Consider the following 17,688-nt stretch of genomic DNA (forward strand, 5'->3'; position numbering starts at 1 on the left):
TTAAAATGGAGGAAAGAAAATGGAGACTATGGAGAAAAGAAAGTTTAAATATGTAGTTCTTTTAATTTCTCTTTTAATATTTATGTTTTTTGTATTTGCATTTTGCATTGGATTTGGCTCTGTAAAAATAGATTTAAAAGAAGTTGTACATATTATTTTTAATAAGGGAGCTTTTGATCCGACCAATAGGGATATTGTTATGGATATAAGACTTCCAAGGGCACTAGCAACCTTGATAGGTGGAGCTGCTTTAGCGCTTTCAGGTTTATTACTTCAAATATTTTTTAAAAATCCCATAGTAGAACCCTATGTATTAGGAATCTCCTCAGGGGCTACTTTGTTTGTGGCTTTAATAATGATTGGAGGAATCACTTTAGGTTTTGAAAGCCATTCTCCTTATATATTGGTTTTAGGAGCTTTTTTAGGCGCATTATTGGTAATGATGTTAGTAGTAGCTTTTGCTATGAAAGTAAGGGATATAGTAACTCTTCTAGTCATTGGCATAATGGTTGGATATATTTGCAGTGCAGTGACAAATATGCTGGTAGCTTTTGCAGATCATGAACGCCTGTATGGTTTTGTCATGTGGACAAAAGGAAGTTTCTCAGGTTTTACATGGAATAACATAAAGGTGCTTATGAGTGTGGGAATACCTATGATTATTGGATCTTTTTTTGTGGTGAAACCTCTTAATGCATTTTTAATGGGGGAAGAATATGCTAAAAGCATGGGAGTTGATATAAAGAAATTTAGGCTAATAATTATATTAATTGCTAGCATATTAACTGCTGTTGTAACTGCATTTACAGGACCTATAGCTTTTATTGGTCTTGCTGTTCCTCATATTTCAAGATTGATATTTAGAACTTCAGATAATAGAATACTAATTCCAGGTACGGTTATTATGGGTGCTATAGTTACATCATTTTGTGATTTAATTAGTAGAACAATTTTTGCCCCTATAGAATTACCCATTAGCTCCATAACATCTTTTATTGGAGCTCCTATTGTAATATATCTTATACTCAAAAGGAGGGCATCTCTATGATAACTTTAAATACTGAAGATCTTTATGTAGGTTATGAAAATAAGGTTGTTGTTAAGAATATAAATATAAAACTCATAAAGGGAGAAAATCTATGTCTTCTAGGACCTAATGGTGCAGGCAAAACTACTATTTTAAGAACTATATCAAAACTTTTAAATCCTATAAAAGGAACGGTTTATATAGAAGGAGAGAATATTAAAGATATAGCCAATAAAGAACTTTCAAAGAAAATGTCTGTAGTTTTAACAAATAAGTTTAATGGAGGGCTAATGACGGCCTTTGATGTGGTAGCTATGGGGAGATATCCTTATACAGGTTTTTTTGGATACCTAGGTAAAAAGGATGTAGAAAAGATTTCTGAAGCCTTAAAAACTGTAAGTGCTGAAGATATAGCAAAATCTTATTTTGATGAATTAAGTGATGGGCAAAAACAAAAGATTTTAGTGGCAAGGGCTCTTGTACAGGAGCCAGATGTTATTGTTTTAGATGAACCTACGACACATTTAGATATAAAACATAGATTAGAGCTTATTGAAATACTAAGAAAGCTTACAAAAGAAAGAGGGATTACAGTAATAATATCTCTTCATGAGATAGATATGGCATTAAAAAGTTGTGATAAGGTAGCTCTTGTAAATCAGGGAAGAATAATTGCTTACGGCAGGCCAGAAGATGTGGTGGATGAAAAAACTATAGAAGAACTATATGAAATAAGAGAAGCGAATTTTAATAATTTACTTGGAGCTATAGAACTATCAAACAACAATAGACCTAAGGCTTTTGTCATAGGCGGCAGTGGCTATGGAGCTCCTATATACAGGGTGCTTACAAAATATAATATAGGCTTTTATACAGGTGTTTTACATGAAAATGATATAGATTATGAAGTAGCTAGAACTATAGGATTACCTATATTAAAAGAAAATGCTTTTGAAGGCATAAAAGATGAAAATATTAAAAAAGCAAAAAATATGATAGATGATGTGTCTTATGTAATAGATTCAGCTTGTCCAATAGGTGATATTAACAAAAATAATTTACAATTAATTTTCTATGCTCTAAGCAAAAATAAAAAAGTTTTTAGTTTTAGGAAAAAGGAGGATTGTGTAAAACTATATGGTGAAATAGGGAAAGGCATTGAATACATAGACTGTATGTATGCTTTATCAGAAAAATTTCTTACTACATAGATGGAGAAACAAAATAATTTCATATTATACATTCATATTATACATAAGAGAAATCAATAGAAAAGAAAGAATAGCATGTAAGTAAAATCAGATTAAAAAAGTAGGAAAGGAATATTTTATCAGAAAAGGATTGACTAAAATTATATTAAAAAGTATAATAATGTAGAATAATGAAAAAATAGTTTATAAAAGAATAAAATAGAAATATAGGTTCTTCTGCAATAACGCAGAAGATTAATAGGGAAATCGGTTAGAATCCGATGCAAACCCATTGCTGTATTCAGTTACGAATCTCAAATATGCCACTGTGAAGATATTCATGGGAAGGCTTGAGAGGAGGATGACCTGTAAGCCAGAATACCTGCCTATATTTTATGAATCGGTTAATAGGGTGTCAATGTTAACTGTTTATTTTGTGCGTTGGAAATGGGAAACCACTTAGTATATTACTAAGTGGTTTTTTATTTGAGAAAGTTGCATAAAGTGATTTTCTTATAAAAAATTATTATTTTAATAAGGGGGACAATGTAATGAACCAAAAAAACAAAAGACTATTTCTAGTATGGTTTTGTACTATGTTATTATTTGTGTTCGCAGGTTGTAACACAGATAAGTCAAAAGAAGAAATTAAAAGTGGCAGTGAAGCAAAAACAGTGACAATTACAGATAATGCAGGAAGAACTGTAGAAGTTCCATTTCCGCTTGAAAGGGTTGTTGTAGCATCAAGATATAACAATGAACTCATACGTGCATGTGGAGCTATAGATAAAGTTGTGGGAGTAGATTTAAATACTGCTCAAGATAGAGAATATTGGAGTGATTTTGACCCTAATAACACTATTGGTAAAGGTCAAAATGAACTAAACTATGAAAAAATCATTGAATTAAAACCTCAAGCGTTGATACTTCCTAAGAATGGAAGCTATAAAGAGGCAGAAGAAAAACTAAGTCAATTTGACATTAAAGTAATTGTTATTTCAGGCTATGATACAGAGGACTTTGAAAATCAAATAAAAAATATCGGAAAGATTTTTGATAAAAAAGAGAAAGCAGAAAAATTTATAGCTTGCTTTAAAGAACCATTAGAGTATATTAATAAGCAATTAAAAGGTGTTGAAAAGAGAAAAGTTTATTGGGAAGATATAAAAGATTATCGTACTTCCTTTGAAGGAGACTACTATTACAAAATGATTGAACTTTCTGGAGGAGAAAATATTTTCGCAGGAGAGCAAAAAGCTGCTAGTAGTGCAGAAATTGATCCAGAAAAAGTTATTATTAAAAATCCAGATGTAATTGTTAAAACTGTGACTCCTAAGGCAGCTCTTAGTGGTACAGGATTATATACAGCTCCAACATTAGAACAAATGAATCAAACGATTCAAGATATTAAAAAGCGTCCAGGTTGGGATGAAATAACTGCGGTTAAAAATGACAATGTATATTTAATGACTCAATTCGGTCATGGTGGAGCATCAAAGCTTATTGGCTCTGTATACTTAGCAAAATGGATTTATCCAGATAAATTACAGGATCTTAACCCAGATGAAATATTTAGAAAATGGTTAGAAGATTTTCAAGGATTTAAGTACATAGATGGGCATTTTTACCCAGCACCAAAAACAAAATAAGTACAAGCTTTTATAAATATTTTAATTATGTGAGAAGGAAAATAGAATTTAATTTCCTTCTCACCAATTTTTAGAATAGAATGACTGCTCTCAATGGAGGATGGAATGAATAATTCAAAAATGAATCAAGATTATAGTATGGAAAATATAAAAAATGAGTATGATAAAAAAATTTATATAAAATGTTTCTTTATTTTTGTAAGTTTATTAGTTTTAGTTTTTTGTATATTGTTTTCAGTTACCATAGGTTCAGCAGATATTAGCATAGGAGAGGTAAAAGATGTAATTTTATCTACTATATTTAGAAACTTAAAATTTAATGATCAGAACAGTTTACAGAAAAAAATTATTATTCTTTTACGTATGCCGAGAGTTATTCTAGCTGTGTTAGCAGGAGCTGGACTTTCAGTATCCGGTGTAATAATGCAAGCTATTACTCAAAATCCGTTAGTAAGTCCATTTACCATTGGAATATCTTCTGCTGCTGTATTTGGAGCATCATTATCCATAGTTTTAGGAATCGGATTTTATGCAGGAACCATGGGAGGAGTTGTCCTAAATGCATTTATATTTTCATTGCTCTGTGCTCTTTTAGTTTATGGGATTTCTAATAAGGTGGGTATGACTCCAGAGTCCCTTATATTAACAGGAATTTCTATAAATTATTTATTCAGTGCCCTTTCTGCCACCATGCAATTTTTTTCAAAGGAGCATCAGTTAGCTGCCGTTGTACAATGGACATTTGGAAGTGTAAATGGAGCTACTTGGACGCAAGTTGCACTGGTAAGTGTAGTATTAGCAGTTTCTTTTCCAATACTTTATTATTATTCCTGGATATTTAATGCTATGTCATCTAGTGGGGATGAGGTTGCTAAAGGATTTGGAATAAAACCAAGTAAAGTTAGAGCTATTACAGGAATTATTACTGTGTTTGTAACCTCTGCTATTATTAGTTTTACAGGAGTAATTGGTTTTATAGGACTAGTAGGACCTCATATTGCAAGATTAGCAGTGGGCAGTGATCATAGATTTTTAATTCCTTATTCAGCTATATTTGGTGCCATATTACTTTTAATTTCTGATACAATAGGTAGAACAATTCTTTCTCCTGTAATTATTCCAGTGGGCATAGTTATTTCCTTCTTAGGAGTTCCACTATTTATCAATTTAATTTTAACTAGGAGAAAGGAGTATTTTTAATGAGTTTAAAGGTAAGTGGATTAAGCTTTGGATATAAAGAAAAATTAATTTTAAACAATATCAATTTTGAAGCAAAAAAAGGAGAGTTATTAAGTTTACTTGGACCTAATGGTACGGGAAAAACCACTTTATTAAAATGCATAAATAAAATAAATGTTCCACAAGAAGGAATTGTAACCATAGATGAGAGAAATATTGATGAATTATCCCCTAAAGAATTATCCCATCATTTAAGTTATGTACCACAAAGTACACATAGTATGTTTCCTATAAGTGTTATCGACACAGTTTTGATGGGAAGATTGCCTTTTATAAAATTTAAAGTAAGTACAAAGGATAAAGAAATTGTTTTTAATATTTTAGAAAGATTAAATTTAAATAAGCTAGCTTTTAAATCTATAAATCAGTTAAGTGGTGGAGAAAGACAAAGGGTTCTTATTGCACGAGCTATAGCACAAGAACCTCAAGTTTTATTGTTGGATGAGCCTACCAGTAGTTTAGATATGAAAAATCAACTTGAAACATTAAGCTTAATAAAAGAAATTATTAAAGAAAAAAAGTTAATCGGCATTATGTCTATACATGATTTAAATCTTGCCACTATGTTTTCGGATGAATTTCTAATGCTTAAGCATTCCTCTGTTTTTGTATATGGATCTTCATCAAAAGCCATTACTAAAGAAAATATTAAAGCGGTTTATGGTGTAGATACCATTGTAAATAACTTTGAGGATAATAAGCATGTGTTTTTATTAAAGCCAAATAAATAATGCTTATTATGGTGAATAAAAATTAAAGTAAAGTATAAACCTAAGAGTATAATTATTGAAATTAGGTTTATATTTTTTGCGCAATGAGTTTATAGTTCCTCATTAATAGGTGTAAAGTTCTTTATTTAATAGATGTATAAGTCCTTTATTAATATGTGCAGAGGTCTTGATTTTAATAAATGCGTAGTTTATTCTAAGCGGAGCGGAGGTGTACATTAATTTGAAACTACATAGGCGTTTTATAGTGATGTTACTTTTTCTAATGCTATTATTTTCAAGTAAGGAAGTTAAAGCTCATAATCCTAAGGATAAGCAAATTAAGAAAAGCAAAGCTGGATACAATATTTTAGTGGATATAAGTAACTTTAGAATGTATTTAATAGATAAAGAAAATAATGAACCTGTAAAAATGTATCCAATAGCAGGAGGAAAGCCTGAAACACCTTCTCCTTATGGAACATGGAAGATAATATCAAAGTCTGCCAATTGGGGAGCTGGATTTGGAACAAGGTGGATGGAATTAAATGTTCCTTGGGGAACCTATGGAATACATGGAACTAACAAACCATTAACTATCAACAATCCAGATTCTCAGGGATGTATAAGAATGTTTAATAATGATGTAGAAGAAGTTTATAGACTTGTAGATAGGGGTACTTTAGTTGTAATCTATGGTGGTCCTTATAATATGTATTGGAATATTTTTAGAAAATTAAAACCTGGAGATAAGGGAGCAGATGTATTAGAGGTTCAAAGAACATTGCAGGACAGAGGATACTATACAGGAACTCTAGATGGAATCTATGGAGAAGGTATGAAAGATCAAGTATTAAAATTTAAAAAGGATAGTAAATTGCAATTTACTCACTATATTGATGAGGATATGTATAAGACTCTAGGAATGGAACCCTTTGAGTAAAAATAAGTAAAAATAAATTGAAACCATAAAGCATATGTAAAAGTCGATGATTAGGTTTAATACATATGCTTAAAATTTTTATTTTTTTATATCTTTCACTTCACAAATAATGATTTTATAAATATGCTTATAATATAAGTTATATGGATTTTTATAGTATATAAAGGATAAAAGTAATTTATAAGATTATTTAGTTGAATCATCAGGAAAATAAAATTAATATATTAGTAAAAGGAAAATAGAGTGCAGTAGGGGAATATTATAAAATGAAGAAGGGGGGATTAAATGATAAATAAAGCCATAATTTTTGCAACTTTGGCTCATGAAAAACAAAAAAGAAAGGGAAGCGATATTCCTTATATTCTTCATCTTCTTGAAGCTGGAACTATCGTATCTTCTATGAAATATGATGAAGAGCTTATTTGTGCGGCTATACTTCATGATACTATAGAGGACGCCAAGGTGAATTATGAAACTATAAAAATGATGTTCAATGAAAAAATAGCAGATTTAGTTTTAGCACAAAGTGAGGACAAGTCAAAATCCTGGAAGGAAAGAAAGAGACATACTATAGAGTATTTGAGTAAAGTTGAAGATGAGGACATATTAATAGTTTTTCTTGGGGATAAGCTTTCAAATATAAGATCCACCTATAAAGATTATTTATCTATAGGAGATAAGGTGTGGGAAAAATTTAATGAGAAAGATAAACTTCAGCATAAGTGGTATTATATTGGATTAGTTAATGGTCTTAATAAATTGAGTAAATATCAGGAGTATAGTGAATTTAAAGAGTTAGTTTATAAAGTTTTTGGGCATTAATTAATATGCTCCCCATGTAAAAAATATTTACATAGGGAGCAAGTTTATTTACTGAGCTATTCCAAGGTCATAAACTTGGTTCATAACATTAAAATTAGTAGGTTTATTTACAAGGTTTGGAGTTTGTACTCTTATTGCACTATATAGAGCTGCACCAACAATTTCACCAGCTTGTTGTAATCTTTCTACACTAATATTCTGAGCAATTGTATCTTGAGGTGTATGGTACCAAGGCTCTAATTTTGCTTGATCATCTCCCCATATAAAACCAGCTGCTGGGATTCCTGCATCACCAAAAGGAGCGTGGTCTGAGGATTTACTATAGTTTACACGTACTACATTGTTGTTTAATCTTGCAGCAGCTTCAATTGCGTAATCTGTTACTAGGTTAGATTTTCCATCAACTGTACTAGCATATAGAGTAGTACAAGGTTCATAACTAGTTGCAATCATGTCCATATTAAAGTTAGCTACGCTTCTTGCAATTTCATCTTGTGACAATGTACTAACATAATATTTTGAGCCTATTAAACCAATTTCTTCTGCACCGCAAACTACAAATCTAACTTCTTTGTCAATTGGGAATGATTTTAATACTCTAGCAAACTCAAGTAACATACCTGTACCAGAAGCGTTATCATTAGCTCCAGGAGCATAAGGTACGCTATCAAGGTGAGAAGTTACATATACGATTCCATCAGTAGCTTTGTTTTTGTTTTTAGGCTCTATTTTAGCAGTAACATTCCAAGATTTTGTGGTAACTCTAGCGTTTATAGTAGCTATTACTTCTTTATCCTTCATTTCATTAAGAAGTAATTCACCATCTGCTTTTGAAATTGTCAAAACAGGAATAGGGCTAACATAATCGCCTAGTGTAGCGTTTAATGCTTCATCTACATTATTATAGATGATAACTCCAGCCGCTCCAGCAGCAGCAGCATTCATAGCCTTCTCACTAAAAGATGCTCCTCCTCTTTGAATTAAAGCTATATTTCCCATAACACTTTCAGGAAAATCAGAGGAAGTTGCTCCAAGTGCACAGTCTACAACAGTAGTAGTCAGTCCATTTTCAGTAGTATGTCCTGAGCCTGTTGCAGCATTAGCTTTCATTTCTTTGTTGCCTAAAGAATCTATTGCTAATTTTGTTACTACGTTGCTTATATCAAATTCTTGTATTTCAGGTTGGTATCCGTATTTAGTAAATTCGTTTTTAATATATTCTCTAGCCATTATTTCCTCATCTGTACCAGCAACTCTTGGGCCAATTTCTTCACTTAAATACCTAATGTGTTCTAGAGCCCTGTCAGCGCTGATTGTAGATATAACTTTTTGGTCAAAAGCTTTTGCTGAATTTTCATTTGGGGCAGCAAAAGCATAGGATGATGACATAAACACAACTGCTAATGTGGTAGCAAACATCCTAAGTCCTTTGAATTTTTTTGTTTTGTTCATAAAAAACCTCCAATAAATATTTTTTTGATACGTTATCAATCTTATTATGATATTGATAAATTTATGACAACATTAAAAATACATATATATGTAAGATGCAACATTTTAAGAGTTAAAAAGTTTATTTTCCAGGTAATCTATTGATGATATTAGCGGAAAGGCCAGTGTAGATCTGAAGTAGATAGGAAATATAATAAGGAATTTATTATATACATTAAAAGGAAATTATGTATGTTTATAGAACTAGTAAAGTAGAGGTGATATAAATGAATAATCATATAGAAAATAAAATAAGATCTTTTGATGGTACGGAAATATTTTACGCAAAAGATATGGTGGAGAATCCAAGGGCCATAGTTTTAATAGTTCATGGATTATGCGAACACCTAGGAAGATATGACTACCTTACTAATAAATTAAACAGTTTTCAGTATACGGTGTATAGATTTGATAATAGAGGACATGGAAGGTCAGGAGGAGAAAGAGGATATTTAGAAAAATTTTCGGATTTTTTGGAAGATGCAAATGTAATTGTAGATTTAGCAAAAGAGGAAAATAAGAAATGCCCTATCTTCATGCTTGGACATAGCATGGGAGGGCTTATAACTGCTGCTTATGGAATTAAATATGAAAATAAATTAAATGGTCAAATGCTATCAGGTGCAGCTCTTTTGGAGTTGCCTATATTTGAGGATTTAAAAAAGGATAATCATTTTGAAAAATATCCAAGAGAAAAGTCACCTAATGGCTTAAGCCACCTTATATGTAGGGATGAAGAAGTAGTTAAAGCTTATGATGAAGATCCATTGGTATTAAAGGAAACTAATATAAAACTATTAGGAGAAGCCTTCATAAATGGAGCAGCATGGGTGAAGGAAGGTGTGAAAGGTTACACTTATCCCTGTCTTATTATGCATGGTGAAGATGATAAGATAGTACCACTGGACTGTTCAAAATGGTTTTTTAATTATTCCAGTTCTAAAGACAAGACTTTAAAGATATACGAAGAATGTTATCATGAAATATTAAATGAAAAAGAAGAAAAAGAAGAGGTTATAGAGGATATACAGGAGTGGATAGAAGAAAGGATATAGTAATATAATAATATAAATGCTTTCAGTGTGAATATCTGGTATTATAAAATAGAAAGATATTTAATGGAGGTGTTTGCTATGAAAATACTATTTGTACAGTACCCAAAATGTACTACTTGCATTAAAGCTAGAAAATGGCTTGAAGAAAATAATATAGATTTTGAAAATAGGCACATAGTTGAAAACAATCCTACAAAAGAAGAACTAAAGGCTTGGTTACATAAAAGTGGATTGCCTATAAATAAGTTTTTTAACACTAGCGGAAGACTATATAAGGAAATGAATCTTAAAGACAAAGTTAAAACTTCTAGTGAAGAGGAACTTTTAGACATATTATCTTCTAATGGAATGATTGTAAAAAGACCAATAGTTGTAGGAGAAGATTTTGTTTTAGTAGGATTCAAAGAAGAACAGTGGGCGGAAAAACTTAAATAAATAAAATAGAAACTTATTAGGGCATTAAAGAAATTTAATGCCCTAATTTATTTTATTAACTACCATATGAGAAATTATTACAAATTATTCACCCTTAAGTTCTTTCATAATGGTTTTATGATATTCTTCAAGAGATTTTTGCACTAAGGAATTTGTATAAGCTATTAATAGTTTATATGTTTCTACATCATCTGCAATATCTTCTGGTAAAGAAAATATTATTGAAGATGCATCTAAAGCGTCTTTAGTAGCTTCTAGAGATGCATCATTAACTATCTTTTCAAAATCAATATTTAAGTCCAAATATAGCACCACCTTTCTACAGTATCTAGTTTTATTTACCTAACTATATTCTCACAAAAAAATTTTAACATAGGAAAAGCTTTAGAGAAAGAGTTTATTTTATTATGGATTATAAATTGAATTAAAATATAAAACATAATTTATAATTAAAAGAGCAGGATTATTCAAATTGTAATAAAAATTTATTAGAAGATATCACTTATAATGGTTATAATATAAAAAATAACACACAATAAACAAAGGGGTTAGTTCTATGTTTAAAAAAGAATACATAATAAATAATTTGAAAAATCAAATACTAATTAATAAACATATAATTGGAGTTGCTGTTGGGTCTGGGTTATCTGCCAAGTATGCAGAAAAAGGTGGAGCAGATATTATATTAGCTTTAAGTTCGGGAAAATTTAGACAAATGGGAATAGGTTCTCTTGCCGGCTGGATGCCTTTTTCAAATTCAAATGAACTGGTTATGGAATTTGGTTCTCGTGAAATTATACCAATAATAAAAAATGTACCAGTTATTTTTGGCATTAATGCAACTGACCCCACAATAAACTTGGAAGAATATATTGATTTAATAAAAAGCAATGGTTTTTCTGGAATTAATAACTTTCCAACGGTAGGAATGCTGGAAGGAAAGTTTCGTGAGGCCCTAGAAAATGAAGGAATTAGTTTTGATAAAGAGGTTGAAGCTATTAGAATTGCCCATGAAAAGAATTTATTTACCATAGCTTTTATTTTTGATGAAAAACAAGCTGTAGAAATGCTACAGGCAGGGGCTGATATTATATGTGTGCATCTAGGATTAACAGGTGGAGGAGAAATAGGGGCTAAGAAAATGATATCTTTAGAATCGGCAAAGAATGTCATATCGAAAATATTTAAGGTCTGTGATGATATTAGACCAGATGTATTTAAAATGATTTATGGAGGACCTGTTAAAACACCAATAGATATTGACTATATGTACAAAAATACTCAAGCAATAGGGTACATCGGAGGATCAGTTTTTGAAAGAACTCCTTCTGAGTCAACCATAACAAATACTACAAAATCTTTTAAGTTTGCCGGAATTCATGAAAAAGATGAGCTGTTAATAAAAATGATTGAAGGCATAAAAAAGCATTATAGCTATGTTGATTTTGTTAAAGAATATATTTCAAATAACTATATGCATAAAATACTTTTAAACGATTTAGCATCGGTGTTACATGTATCGAGACCATATTTAAGTACACTTTTTAAAAATGAAGTAGGTTGTACTTTCCCAGAATACTTATCTCAGTTTAGGCTAAATAGAGCAAAGGAAATTTTAGAAAAAGAAAATATTCAAATAAGCGAAATTGCCCATATTGTAGGATATAGTGATTATGCTCATTTTAGTAAATCCTTTAAAAAGCAAACAGGTTTATCTCCTAAAGAATATAGAGAAAAGAATAAAACGTTTACAGATATTACAAAACAACATGAACATATTACAAAGTAACATGTATATTTTAATTTGTTAGTTGTATCATTGAATTAGAGTAAAGAATTTAATTTATTAAGGAGGTTAACTATGAAGACAATTGCAATCGCAGGAACTTTTGATTCTAAAGGTGAAGAATTTAGCTATGTTAAAGACATAATTGAAGGCTTAGGATTAAAAACTTTTATGATTCACACAGGGGTTTTTGAACCTAAGTTTACACCAGATGTATCTAATGATGAAGTGGTAAAAGCTGTAGGTGGTGACATTAAAGAAATTGTAGCAAAAAGAGATAGAGCATTAGCTACGGATACTTTGTCAAGAGGAATGGAAAAGCTATTACCAAAGCTTTATTCAGAAGGAAAATTTGATGGAATTCTTTCCTTTGGGGGAAGCGGTGGTACTTCAATCGTTACTCCTGGAATGAGAGCACTTCCAGTAGGTGTACCAAAGATTATGGTATCCACTGTTGCAGCTGGAGATGTATCAATGTATGTAGGAACTAGCGACATACTTATGTATCCATCAATTGTTGACGTAGCAGGATTAAATTCTATTTCAACAAAAATATTTACTAATGCTGCCTTTGCTATAGCTGGTATGGTAAAGTTTGAAAATAAAATTGATTTAAATAAAAAACCTTTAATTGCTGCAACTATGTTTGGTGTTACAACTCCTTGCATAAATCAATCTAGAGAATACTTAGAAAAGCTAGGATATGAAGTTTTAATATTCCATGCCACAGGAACCGGGGGGAAAGCTATGGAAAGCTTAATAAGAGACGGTTATATAGAAGGAGTTTTAGATATTACAACAACGGAATGGTGTGATCAATTGTTTGGGGGAAATATGGCAGCGGGAGAAGATAGACTTGAAGCAGCTGTACTTAATAAAATACCTCAAGTTGTTTCAGTTGGAGCATTAGACATGGTTAACTTTGGACCCATATCATCTGTTCCAAGTAAATACGTAGGGCGTAATTTTTATAAACACAATCCAACGGTTACATTAATGAGAACTACAGTGGAAGAAAATAGACAATTGGGTTTAATCATTGCTGAGAAGTTGAATATGGCTCAAAGAAAAACAGCTCTATTACTTCCTTTAAAAGGGGTTTCCCTTTTAGATTCAGAAGGACAACAGTTCTATGGAGTTGAAGAAGATGCCATGTTATTTAAAACATTAAAAGAAAATATAACTAATCCATTAGTGGAAATTGTAGAGGTAGATGCAAATATTAATGATGAAGAATTTTCTACCACTGCAGCACAAAAATTAGTTCAGTTATTAAATGAAAAATAGTTAGGAGGAATTTAAAATGTCAAAATCACGTAGCGAAGTTTTAAATAAATTAAAAGCTGAAATTAAATCAGGAAAAGTAATTTTAGGAGCAGGTGCTGGGGCAGGTATTTCTGCTAAAAGCGCTGAAGCTGGTGGAGTTGATTTAATTATAATATACAACTCTGGAAAATATAGAATGGCAGGAAGAGGATCTCTTGCTGGATTATTATCCTATGGTGATGCTAACCAAATCGTAGTTGAAATGGGAAATGAAGTGCTGCCTGTTGTTAAAGATACTCCTGTATTAGCAGGGGTTTGTGGCACAGATCCATTTAGAGTAATGGAAGCATTTCTAAAACAACTTAAAGAACAGGGATTTGCAGGAGTACAGAACTTCCCAACCGTTGGACTTATTGATGGAGTTTTTAGACAAAACCTTGAAGAAACAGGAATGGGATATGGTCTAGAAGTAGAAATGATTAGAAAAGCTCATGAATTAGATCTAGTAACTTCACCATATGTATTCGATAAAGAACAAGCTATTGAAATGGCAAAGGCTGGAGCAGATATATTAGTAGCTCATATGGGATTAACAACAAAAGGAACTATTGGTGCTAAAACAGCACTTACATTAGATGATTGTGTTGCAAAAGTACAGGAGATATGTGACGCTGGTAAGTCAGTAAATCCAGATATTATAGTTTTATGTCATGGTGGACCAATAGCAGAACCAGAGGATGCTCAATATATAATATCAAAAACTCATGGTGTTGAAGGTTTCTTCGGGGCATCAAGTATAGAAAGATTTGCCACTGAGGTTGGTATAAAAAATCAAACTGAAGCATTTAAAAATATTAAGAAATAAATATTAGTTTAATTAAAAATTACTATAGGAAATAAACCTATAGTATTTTTTTTCTATAATATTATTAAATATAGCTGTAAATTTATTGCATATATCTTAAATAAAGCATAAAAATGAAGAAACATTATTTTCATGAATTTTTAAATAATGTATACTATCATTGGAGGGATGACTTAAATGAAATTAATTAGATATGCTTTTAGACTAATAGTAGCAATTATTTTAAGCTTAGGAACTATCATTAGTTTTTCTTATACAAATAAGTTTCTATCAGGATATAAGGAATATATTTTTTATATAATTCCAAGTAGCAGTATGTTTGTGGTCATTGGAATTATGGCTATAGCTATATTTATCTTTGTTAATAGAAAAATACTTTCAAAAGGAACAAAAATATTAGTTTCTATACTATGCTTGTTGGGATTGTTTTACAGCTACACAACTTATAGAGTTATAACAGAGGAAAATATAATAATTCACAATGTTTTAAATTTTAAAGGGAAATTCTATTCATATTCAGATACAGAAGAGATAAATACAGGTATTTTTAGTAAAAGAAGAGATGTAAATTTATATTATCAGTTAAAGTTAAAAGATGGTACAAAGGTAGAGGTTTTAGATGCAAGCATAGACAGCAAAGAAGATATAGAAGAAGCCCTATATGACTTAGATAGGAAGCTTGTTAAGAGTGGAGTAAAGAAAAATATAGAATTAAAGAATCTACAAAAATTTATAGACAAAAATTACGATAAAAATTATGTAAAAGATGTTATGAAAATATTAGAACAAAATGAATCTTAAAGACAAAGTTAAAACTTTCAGCGAAGATGAACTTTTAGAGATTTTATCTTCTAATAGAATGTGTGTTTTTTATTCCCTTGGACGTAAGTTCGAGGGAATTTTTGCATTTTATATTCTTGATAATTAAAATAATAATAGTGTAACCTAAATCTTGGTATATCGTTTATTAAGTGAAGGGGGTGTCTCTTTGAGAAACAACCATCTGGAAAAGTTATACATTAAATACCATAGGGAACTTTATCTTTATGCATTCTCATTATGTAGAGAGCATCACCTGGCACAGGATTTGACTAGTGAAACTTTCTTTAAAGCCATTTTATATCTTGATGATAATGTACAATACATTAAGTATTGGCTTTTTAGAGTTTGTAAAAATCTATTCTTGGATTATGTCAGAAAAGATAAAGAGTTCAGTAATACAGATGAATTAGAAGATATACTAACCATAGAAGAAACACCTTTAGATAAGGTAATCAACAGCGAAGAAAAAAGGCATCTCTACAACCTGATTATTAGTCTTCGTCCGGCCTATAAAGAAATTCTAATACTTTATTATTATTGCGACTTTACCCTTAAAGAAATAAGTGAAACAACAGGATTGACAAAGGGGGCTGCTAAGACATTGCTTTTCAGAGCTAGGAAAAAATTAAAAACTGAATTGGAGGGTAAAAATGAAATATAGAGAATTATTGGAGAGGTATAAAAAGGGGTTAGTATCCGAGGAAGAAAGGCAAATGATAGAAGAAGATATAGAAAAATATGAAGCAATAGAAGAACATCTATCGGAAATCGTGGATATGGATTTAATTAACTTTACTACATCAAAGGAAAGTGAACAGCATAATGAGGAGATTATAAAAATCAAAAAAAGTGTAAACAGTCGCTTAAGAAAAGTGGTATTTACCTCCGTATTCATAATGATGACTTTGTTAATAGGGATATTTTTTATAATATCTCCGCTAGTAGATAGCTTTTTTTATGACCCAGCAAAGGTTACTGTGGGTGAAGTTAACAGTGATATTAATTTTGATATATATGCACTAACGGAATTAAATATGCCGGGATATTCCCTAACAAGCGATGTATACGTTGACAGAGAAGGTTTCGGTGAATATGATATTGGTTATTTCCTCACAAATCTTTTCACTCATGAGAAAAATTATATTACTACTAAAATAAAACGTGGTGAAAAGATTAAGAACTATACAGAAATTATTCAAGATATTGGATTTAATTTTATGGGTGTCAAATATCCTATTGGAAATCCAAATCAAGTTAATGAGGACAAACAACGAGTAATGAATCATATTATACAATTAAATCCTGTTTCCTACGTTTCAGCTAATCTCATCTTTGAAGAGGATTTGACCATGGATGAATTGCGTGAACTGGAAGAAAAGTATCCTAACATTGATTTTATTTGGGCAGGTATTAGAACAGATCCTAATAGTGAGATGTCTAAAGATTTAATTGGTATTAACCTTATTAATAGCAATAAGATATATATGGCAAGAGAAGAAATTGTTGAAGAAAAGTATCCTGCTTTTCATATTTTAGAATGGCTAGTTAATCCAACGGGATACGAAAGCGGCGAAATGTCTCTTGAAGCAAAAGCTTATGAGCTCCATTATAAAAGCCTACTGCAATATATGATTGATAGAGAGGAAGCTACAAATGTACTTGATCGCAATCCTAGGAAGTTAGAGTATTATAAATCAGCCTTAAATTATACAAAAGATAATGGGGTAAAAACATTTGGGGTGCTTGTTTATGCTAATGCTAAGGATTTAATTGAGTTAGTAAAAAATGAATCTATAAAGTTATTGGAGCTGAATCAAGTTTTGGCTTCTAAAAGATATATTAATTAAAGAATCTTCCTTATTGCCAAGCTTATTTATATATGCTATTATAAAATGACTTTAAAAACTTCCATGCGTAAGACAAGGAGGCTTTGATATGACAAAAGGACAATTAGAATCGAAAATAAGTGAGGCTGTAAGCAAGTTTGAAATTGAATTTATGGGACGAGGTCCAAAGGAAATAAAAACAAAAATATATGAAGATATGATAGTAGTAAGACTTAAGGGATTTTTGAGTCAATCAGAAAAGAAGCTTGCAGAAAACACCCAAGGGGTGAAGCTTATAAAAGAAGTAAGAACGGCTTTATTTGAAAATGAAAGAGGATATTTTGATAACCTTGTAAAAGAAATTGCTAATGTGAATGTGGTAAGTGCTCATTCTGATGTTAGTACAAAAACTGGAGAAAAGATAATCATCTTTACGGTAGATGAGGATCTGGAATCTAGGCTTAATAATAAGTAATAATTTGGAAGACTAAATGAAGGGTTTATAAAACCAGTTGTGAAGGAGGCCAATATTTATTAGCTTGTTGCTAGTAAGTATTGGCTTTTT

The 17,688-nt window shown here is 30.8% G+C and carries 18 protein-coding genes and 1 riboswitch; of the genes, 16 read left to right on the forward strand and 2 right to left on the reverse strand.

The window, feature by feature from the left end:
* The first annotated feature begins 19 nt into the window (after nucleotides 1-19).
* The 7 genes from KQI86_RS09455 to KQI86_RS09485 all read left to right on the forward strand — a co-directional run bounded on the left by KQI86_RS09455 (nucleotide 20) and on the right by KQI86_RS09485 (nucleotide 7,577).
* Entirely contained in the window at nucleotides 20-1,048 is a 1,029-nt protein-coding gene (locus KQI86_RS09455) for a FecCD family ABC transporter permease (RefSeq protein ID WP_216439026.1), read from the forward strand.
* On the forward strand, nucleotides 1,045-2,238 hold the full coding sequence (locus KQI86_RS09460) for an ABC transporter ATP-binding protein (RefSeq protein ID WP_216439027.1): 1,194 nt from the start codon (nucleotides 1,045-1,047) through the stop codon (nucleotides 2,236-2,238). The genes KQI86_RS09455 and KQI86_RS09460 overlap by 4 nt, the downstream gene beginning before the upstream one ends.
* A 191-nt stretch (nucleotides 2,239-2,429) precedes the next feature.
* Nucleotides 2,430-2,621, forward strand: a riboswitch (cobalamin riboswitch).
* Nucleotides 2,622-2,768: 147 nt separating this feature from the next.
* Nucleotides 2,769-3,866, forward strand: coding sequence for an ABC transporter substrate-binding protein (locus tag KQI86_RS09465; protein ID WP_216439028.1), 1,098 nt, complete (start codon nucleotides 2,769-2,771; stop codon nucleotides 3,864-3,866).
* A gap of 105 nt (nucleotides 3,867-3,971) precedes the next feature.
* Nucleotides 3,972-5,066: a FecCD family ABC transporter permease gene (locus KQI86_RS09470; RefSeq protein ID WP_216439029.1), complete on the forward strand. Its 1,095-nt coding sequence runs from the start codon at nucleotides 3,972-3,974 to the stop codon at nucleotides 5,064-5,066.
* Nucleotides 5,066-5,836 carry an ABC transporter ATP-binding protein gene (locus tag KQI86_RS09475; protein WP_216439030.1) on the forward strand — a complete coding sequence of 257 codons (771 nt, stop codon included), beginning with the start codon at nucleotides 5,066-5,068 and terminating at the stop codon, nucleotides 5,834-5,836. Before KQI86_RS09470 ends, KQI86_RS09475 begins: the two co-directional genes overlap by 1 nt.
* A 220-nt stretch (nucleotides 5,837-6,056) precedes the next feature.
* Entirely contained in the window at nucleotides 6,057-6,755 is a 699-nt protein-coding gene (locus KQI86_RS09480) for a L,D-transpeptidase family protein (protein ID WP_216439031.1), read from the forward strand.
* A 285-nt stretch (nucleotides 6,756-7,040) separates the two neighbouring features.
* On the forward strand, nucleotides 7,041-7,577 hold the full coding sequence (locus tag KQI86_RS09485; RefSeq protein WP_216439032.1) for an HD domain-containing protein: 537 nt from the start codon (nucleotides 7,041-7,043) through the stop codon (nucleotides 7,575-7,577).
* A gap of 48 nt (nucleotides 7,578-7,625) precedes the next feature.
* Here the strand turns inward: KQI86_RS09485 and KQI86_RS09490 are convergent, their stop codons facing one another.
* The gene (locus KQI86_RS09490) at nucleotides 7,626-9,029 is read right to left on the reverse strand and encodes a M28 family peptidase (protein WP_216439033.1); all 1,404 of its coding nucleotides are present in this window, start codon (nucleotides 9,027-9,029) and stop codon (nucleotides 7,626-7,628) included.
* Between the two features lie 266 nt (nucleotides 9,030-9,295).
* Between KQI86_RS09490 and KQI86_RS09495 the strand changes: the two genes are divergently transcribed.
* Entirely contained in the window at nucleotides 9,296-10,123 is an 828-nt protein-coding gene (locus KQI86_RS09495; RefSeq protein WP_216439034.1) for an alpha/beta hydrolase, read from the forward strand.
* Nucleotides 10,124-10,201: 78 nt separating this feature from the next.
* Entirely contained in the window at nucleotides 10,202-10,558 is a 357-nt protein-coding gene (locus KQI86_RS09500) for an arsenate reductase family protein (protein ID WP_216439035.1), read from the forward strand.
* A gap of 84 nt (nucleotides 10,559-10,642) precedes the next feature.
* Here KQI86_RS09500 and KQI86_RS09505 read toward each other — a convergent pair whose 3' ends face one another.
* Complete coding sequence (locus KQI86_RS09505; protein ID WP_216439036.1) at nucleotides 10,643-10,861, reverse strand: hypothetical protein; 219 nt, start codon at nucleotides 10,859-10,861, stop codon at nucleotides 10,643-10,645.
* Nucleotides 10,862-11,114: 253 nt separating this feature from the next.
* Between KQI86_RS09505 and KQI86_RS09510 the strand changes: the two genes are divergently transcribed.
* From KQI86_RS09510 to KQI86_RS09540, 7 genes are all read left to right on the forward strand, one after another.
* On the forward strand, nucleotides 11,115-12,347 hold the full coding sequence (locus tag KQI86_RS09510; protein WP_216439037.1) for a phosphoenolpyruvate hydrolase family protein: 1,233 nt from the start codon (nucleotides 11,115-11,117) through the stop codon (nucleotides 12,345-12,347).
* A gap of 72 nt (nucleotides 12,348-12,419) precedes the next feature.
* The gene (locus tag KQI86_RS09515; protein WP_216439038.1) at nucleotides 12,420-13,631 is read left to right on the forward strand and encodes a Tm-1-like ATP-binding domain-containing protein; all 1,212 of its coding nucleotides are present in this window, start codon (nucleotides 12,420-12,422) and stop codon (nucleotides 13,629-13,631) included.
* Nucleotides 13,632-13,647: 16 nt separating this feature from the next.
* Entirely contained in the window at nucleotides 13,648-14,475 is an 828-nt protein-coding gene (locus KQI86_RS09520) for a phosphoenolpyruvate hydrolase family protein (RefSeq protein ID WP_216439039.1), read from the forward strand.
* 177 nt (nucleotides 14,476-14,652) lie between these two features.
* The gene (locus tag KQI86_RS09525) at nucleotides 14,653-15,276 is read left to right on the forward strand and encodes a hypothetical protein (protein ID WP_216439040.1); all 624 of its coding nucleotides are present in this window, start codon (nucleotides 14,653-14,655) and stop codon (nucleotides 15,274-15,276) included.
* Between the two features lie 187 nt (nucleotides 15,277-15,463).
* On the forward strand, nucleotides 15,464-15,958 hold the full coding sequence (locus KQI86_RS09530) for an RNA polymerase sigma factor (RefSeq protein ID WP_216439041.1): 495 nt from the start codon (nucleotides 15,464-15,466) through the stop codon (nucleotides 15,956-15,958).
* Nucleotides 15,948-17,144, forward strand: a complete 1,197-nt coding sequence (locus KQI86_RS09535) for an anti sigma factor C-terminal domain-containing protein (RefSeq protein ID WP_216439042.1) — start codon at nucleotides 15,948-15,950, stop codon at nucleotides 17,142-17,144. Before KQI86_RS09530 ends, KQI86_RS09535 begins: the two co-directional genes overlap by 11 nt.
* An 88-nt stretch (nucleotides 17,145-17,232) precedes the next feature.
* A complete protein-coding gene (locus KQI86_RS09540; RefSeq protein WP_216439043.1) occupies nucleotides 17,233-17,598 on the forward strand; it encodes a Na-translocating system protein MpsC family protein in 366 nt (121 codons plus the stop codon).
* Nucleotides 17,599-17,688: the final 90 nt, after the last annotated feature.

The organism is Clostridium mobile (genome assembly GCF_018918285.1).
Lineage (GTDB): Bacteria > Bacillota > Clostridia > Clostridiales > Clostridiaceae > Clostridium_AW > Clostridium_AW mobile.

Excerpts from the sequence above, each read along its gene's own strand:
- KQI86_RS09460 (WP_216439027.1), top strand. The coding sequence starts at position 1,045 with ATGATAACTTTAAATACTGAAGATCTTTATGTAGGTTATGAAAATAAG.
- KQI86_RS09510 (WP_216439037.1), top strand. The coding sequence starts at position 11,115 with ATGTTTAAAAAAGAATACATAATAAATAATTTGAAAAATCAAATACTA.
- KQI86_RS09470 (WP_216439029.1), top strand. The coding sequence starts at position 3,972 with ATGAATAATTCAAAAATGAATCAAGATTATAGTATGGAAAATATAAAA.
- KQI86_RS09485 (WP_216439032.1), top strand. The coding sequence starts at position 7,041 with ATGATAAATAAAGCCATAATTTTTGCAACTTTGGCTCATGAAAAACAA.
- KQI86_RS09500 (WP_216439035.1), top strand. The coding sequence starts at position 10,202 with ATGAAAATACTATTTGTACAGTACCCAAAATGTACTACTTGCATTAAA.
- KQI86_RS09525 (WP_216439040.1), top strand. The coding sequence starts at position 14,653 with ATGAAATTAATTAGATATGCTTTTAGACTAATAGTAGCAATTATTTTA.
- KQI86_RS09540 (WP_216439043.1), top strand. The coding sequence starts at position 17,233 with ATGACAAAAGGACAATTAGAATCGAAAATAAGTGAGGCTGTAAGCAAG.
- KQI86_RS09515 (WP_216439038.1), top strand. The coding sequence starts at position 12,420 with ATGAAGACAATTGCAATCGCAGGAACTTTTGATTCTAAAGGTGAAGAA.
- KQI86_RS09465 (WP_216439028.1), top strand. The coding sequence starts at position 2,769 with ATGAACCAAAAAAACAAAAGACTATTTCTAGTATGGTTTTGTACTATG.
- KQI86_RS09495 (WP_216439034.1), top strand. The coding sequence starts at position 9,296 with ATGAATAATCATATAGAAAATAAAATAAGATCTTTTGATGGTACGGAA.
- KQI86_RS09490 (WP_216439033.1), bottom strand. The coding sequence starts at position 9,029 with ATGAACAAAACAAAAAAATTCAAAGGACTTAGGATGTTTGCTACCACA.
- KQI86_RS09455 (WP_216439026.1), top strand. The coding sequence starts at position 20 with ATGGAGACTATGGAGAAAAGAAAGTTTAAATATGTAGTTCTTTTAATT.
- KQI86_RS09475 (WP_216439030.1), top strand. The coding sequence starts at position 5,066 with ATGAGTTTAAAGGTAAGTGGATTAAGCTTTGGATATAAAGAAAAATTA.
- KQI86_RS09535 (WP_216439042.1), top strand. The coding sequence starts at position 15,948 with ATGAAATATAGAGAATTATTGGAGAGGTATAAAAAGGGGTTAGTATCC.
- KQI86_RS09520 (WP_216439039.1), top strand. The coding sequence starts at position 13,648 with ATGTCAAAATCACGTAGCGAAGTTTTAAATAAATTAAAAGCTGAAATT.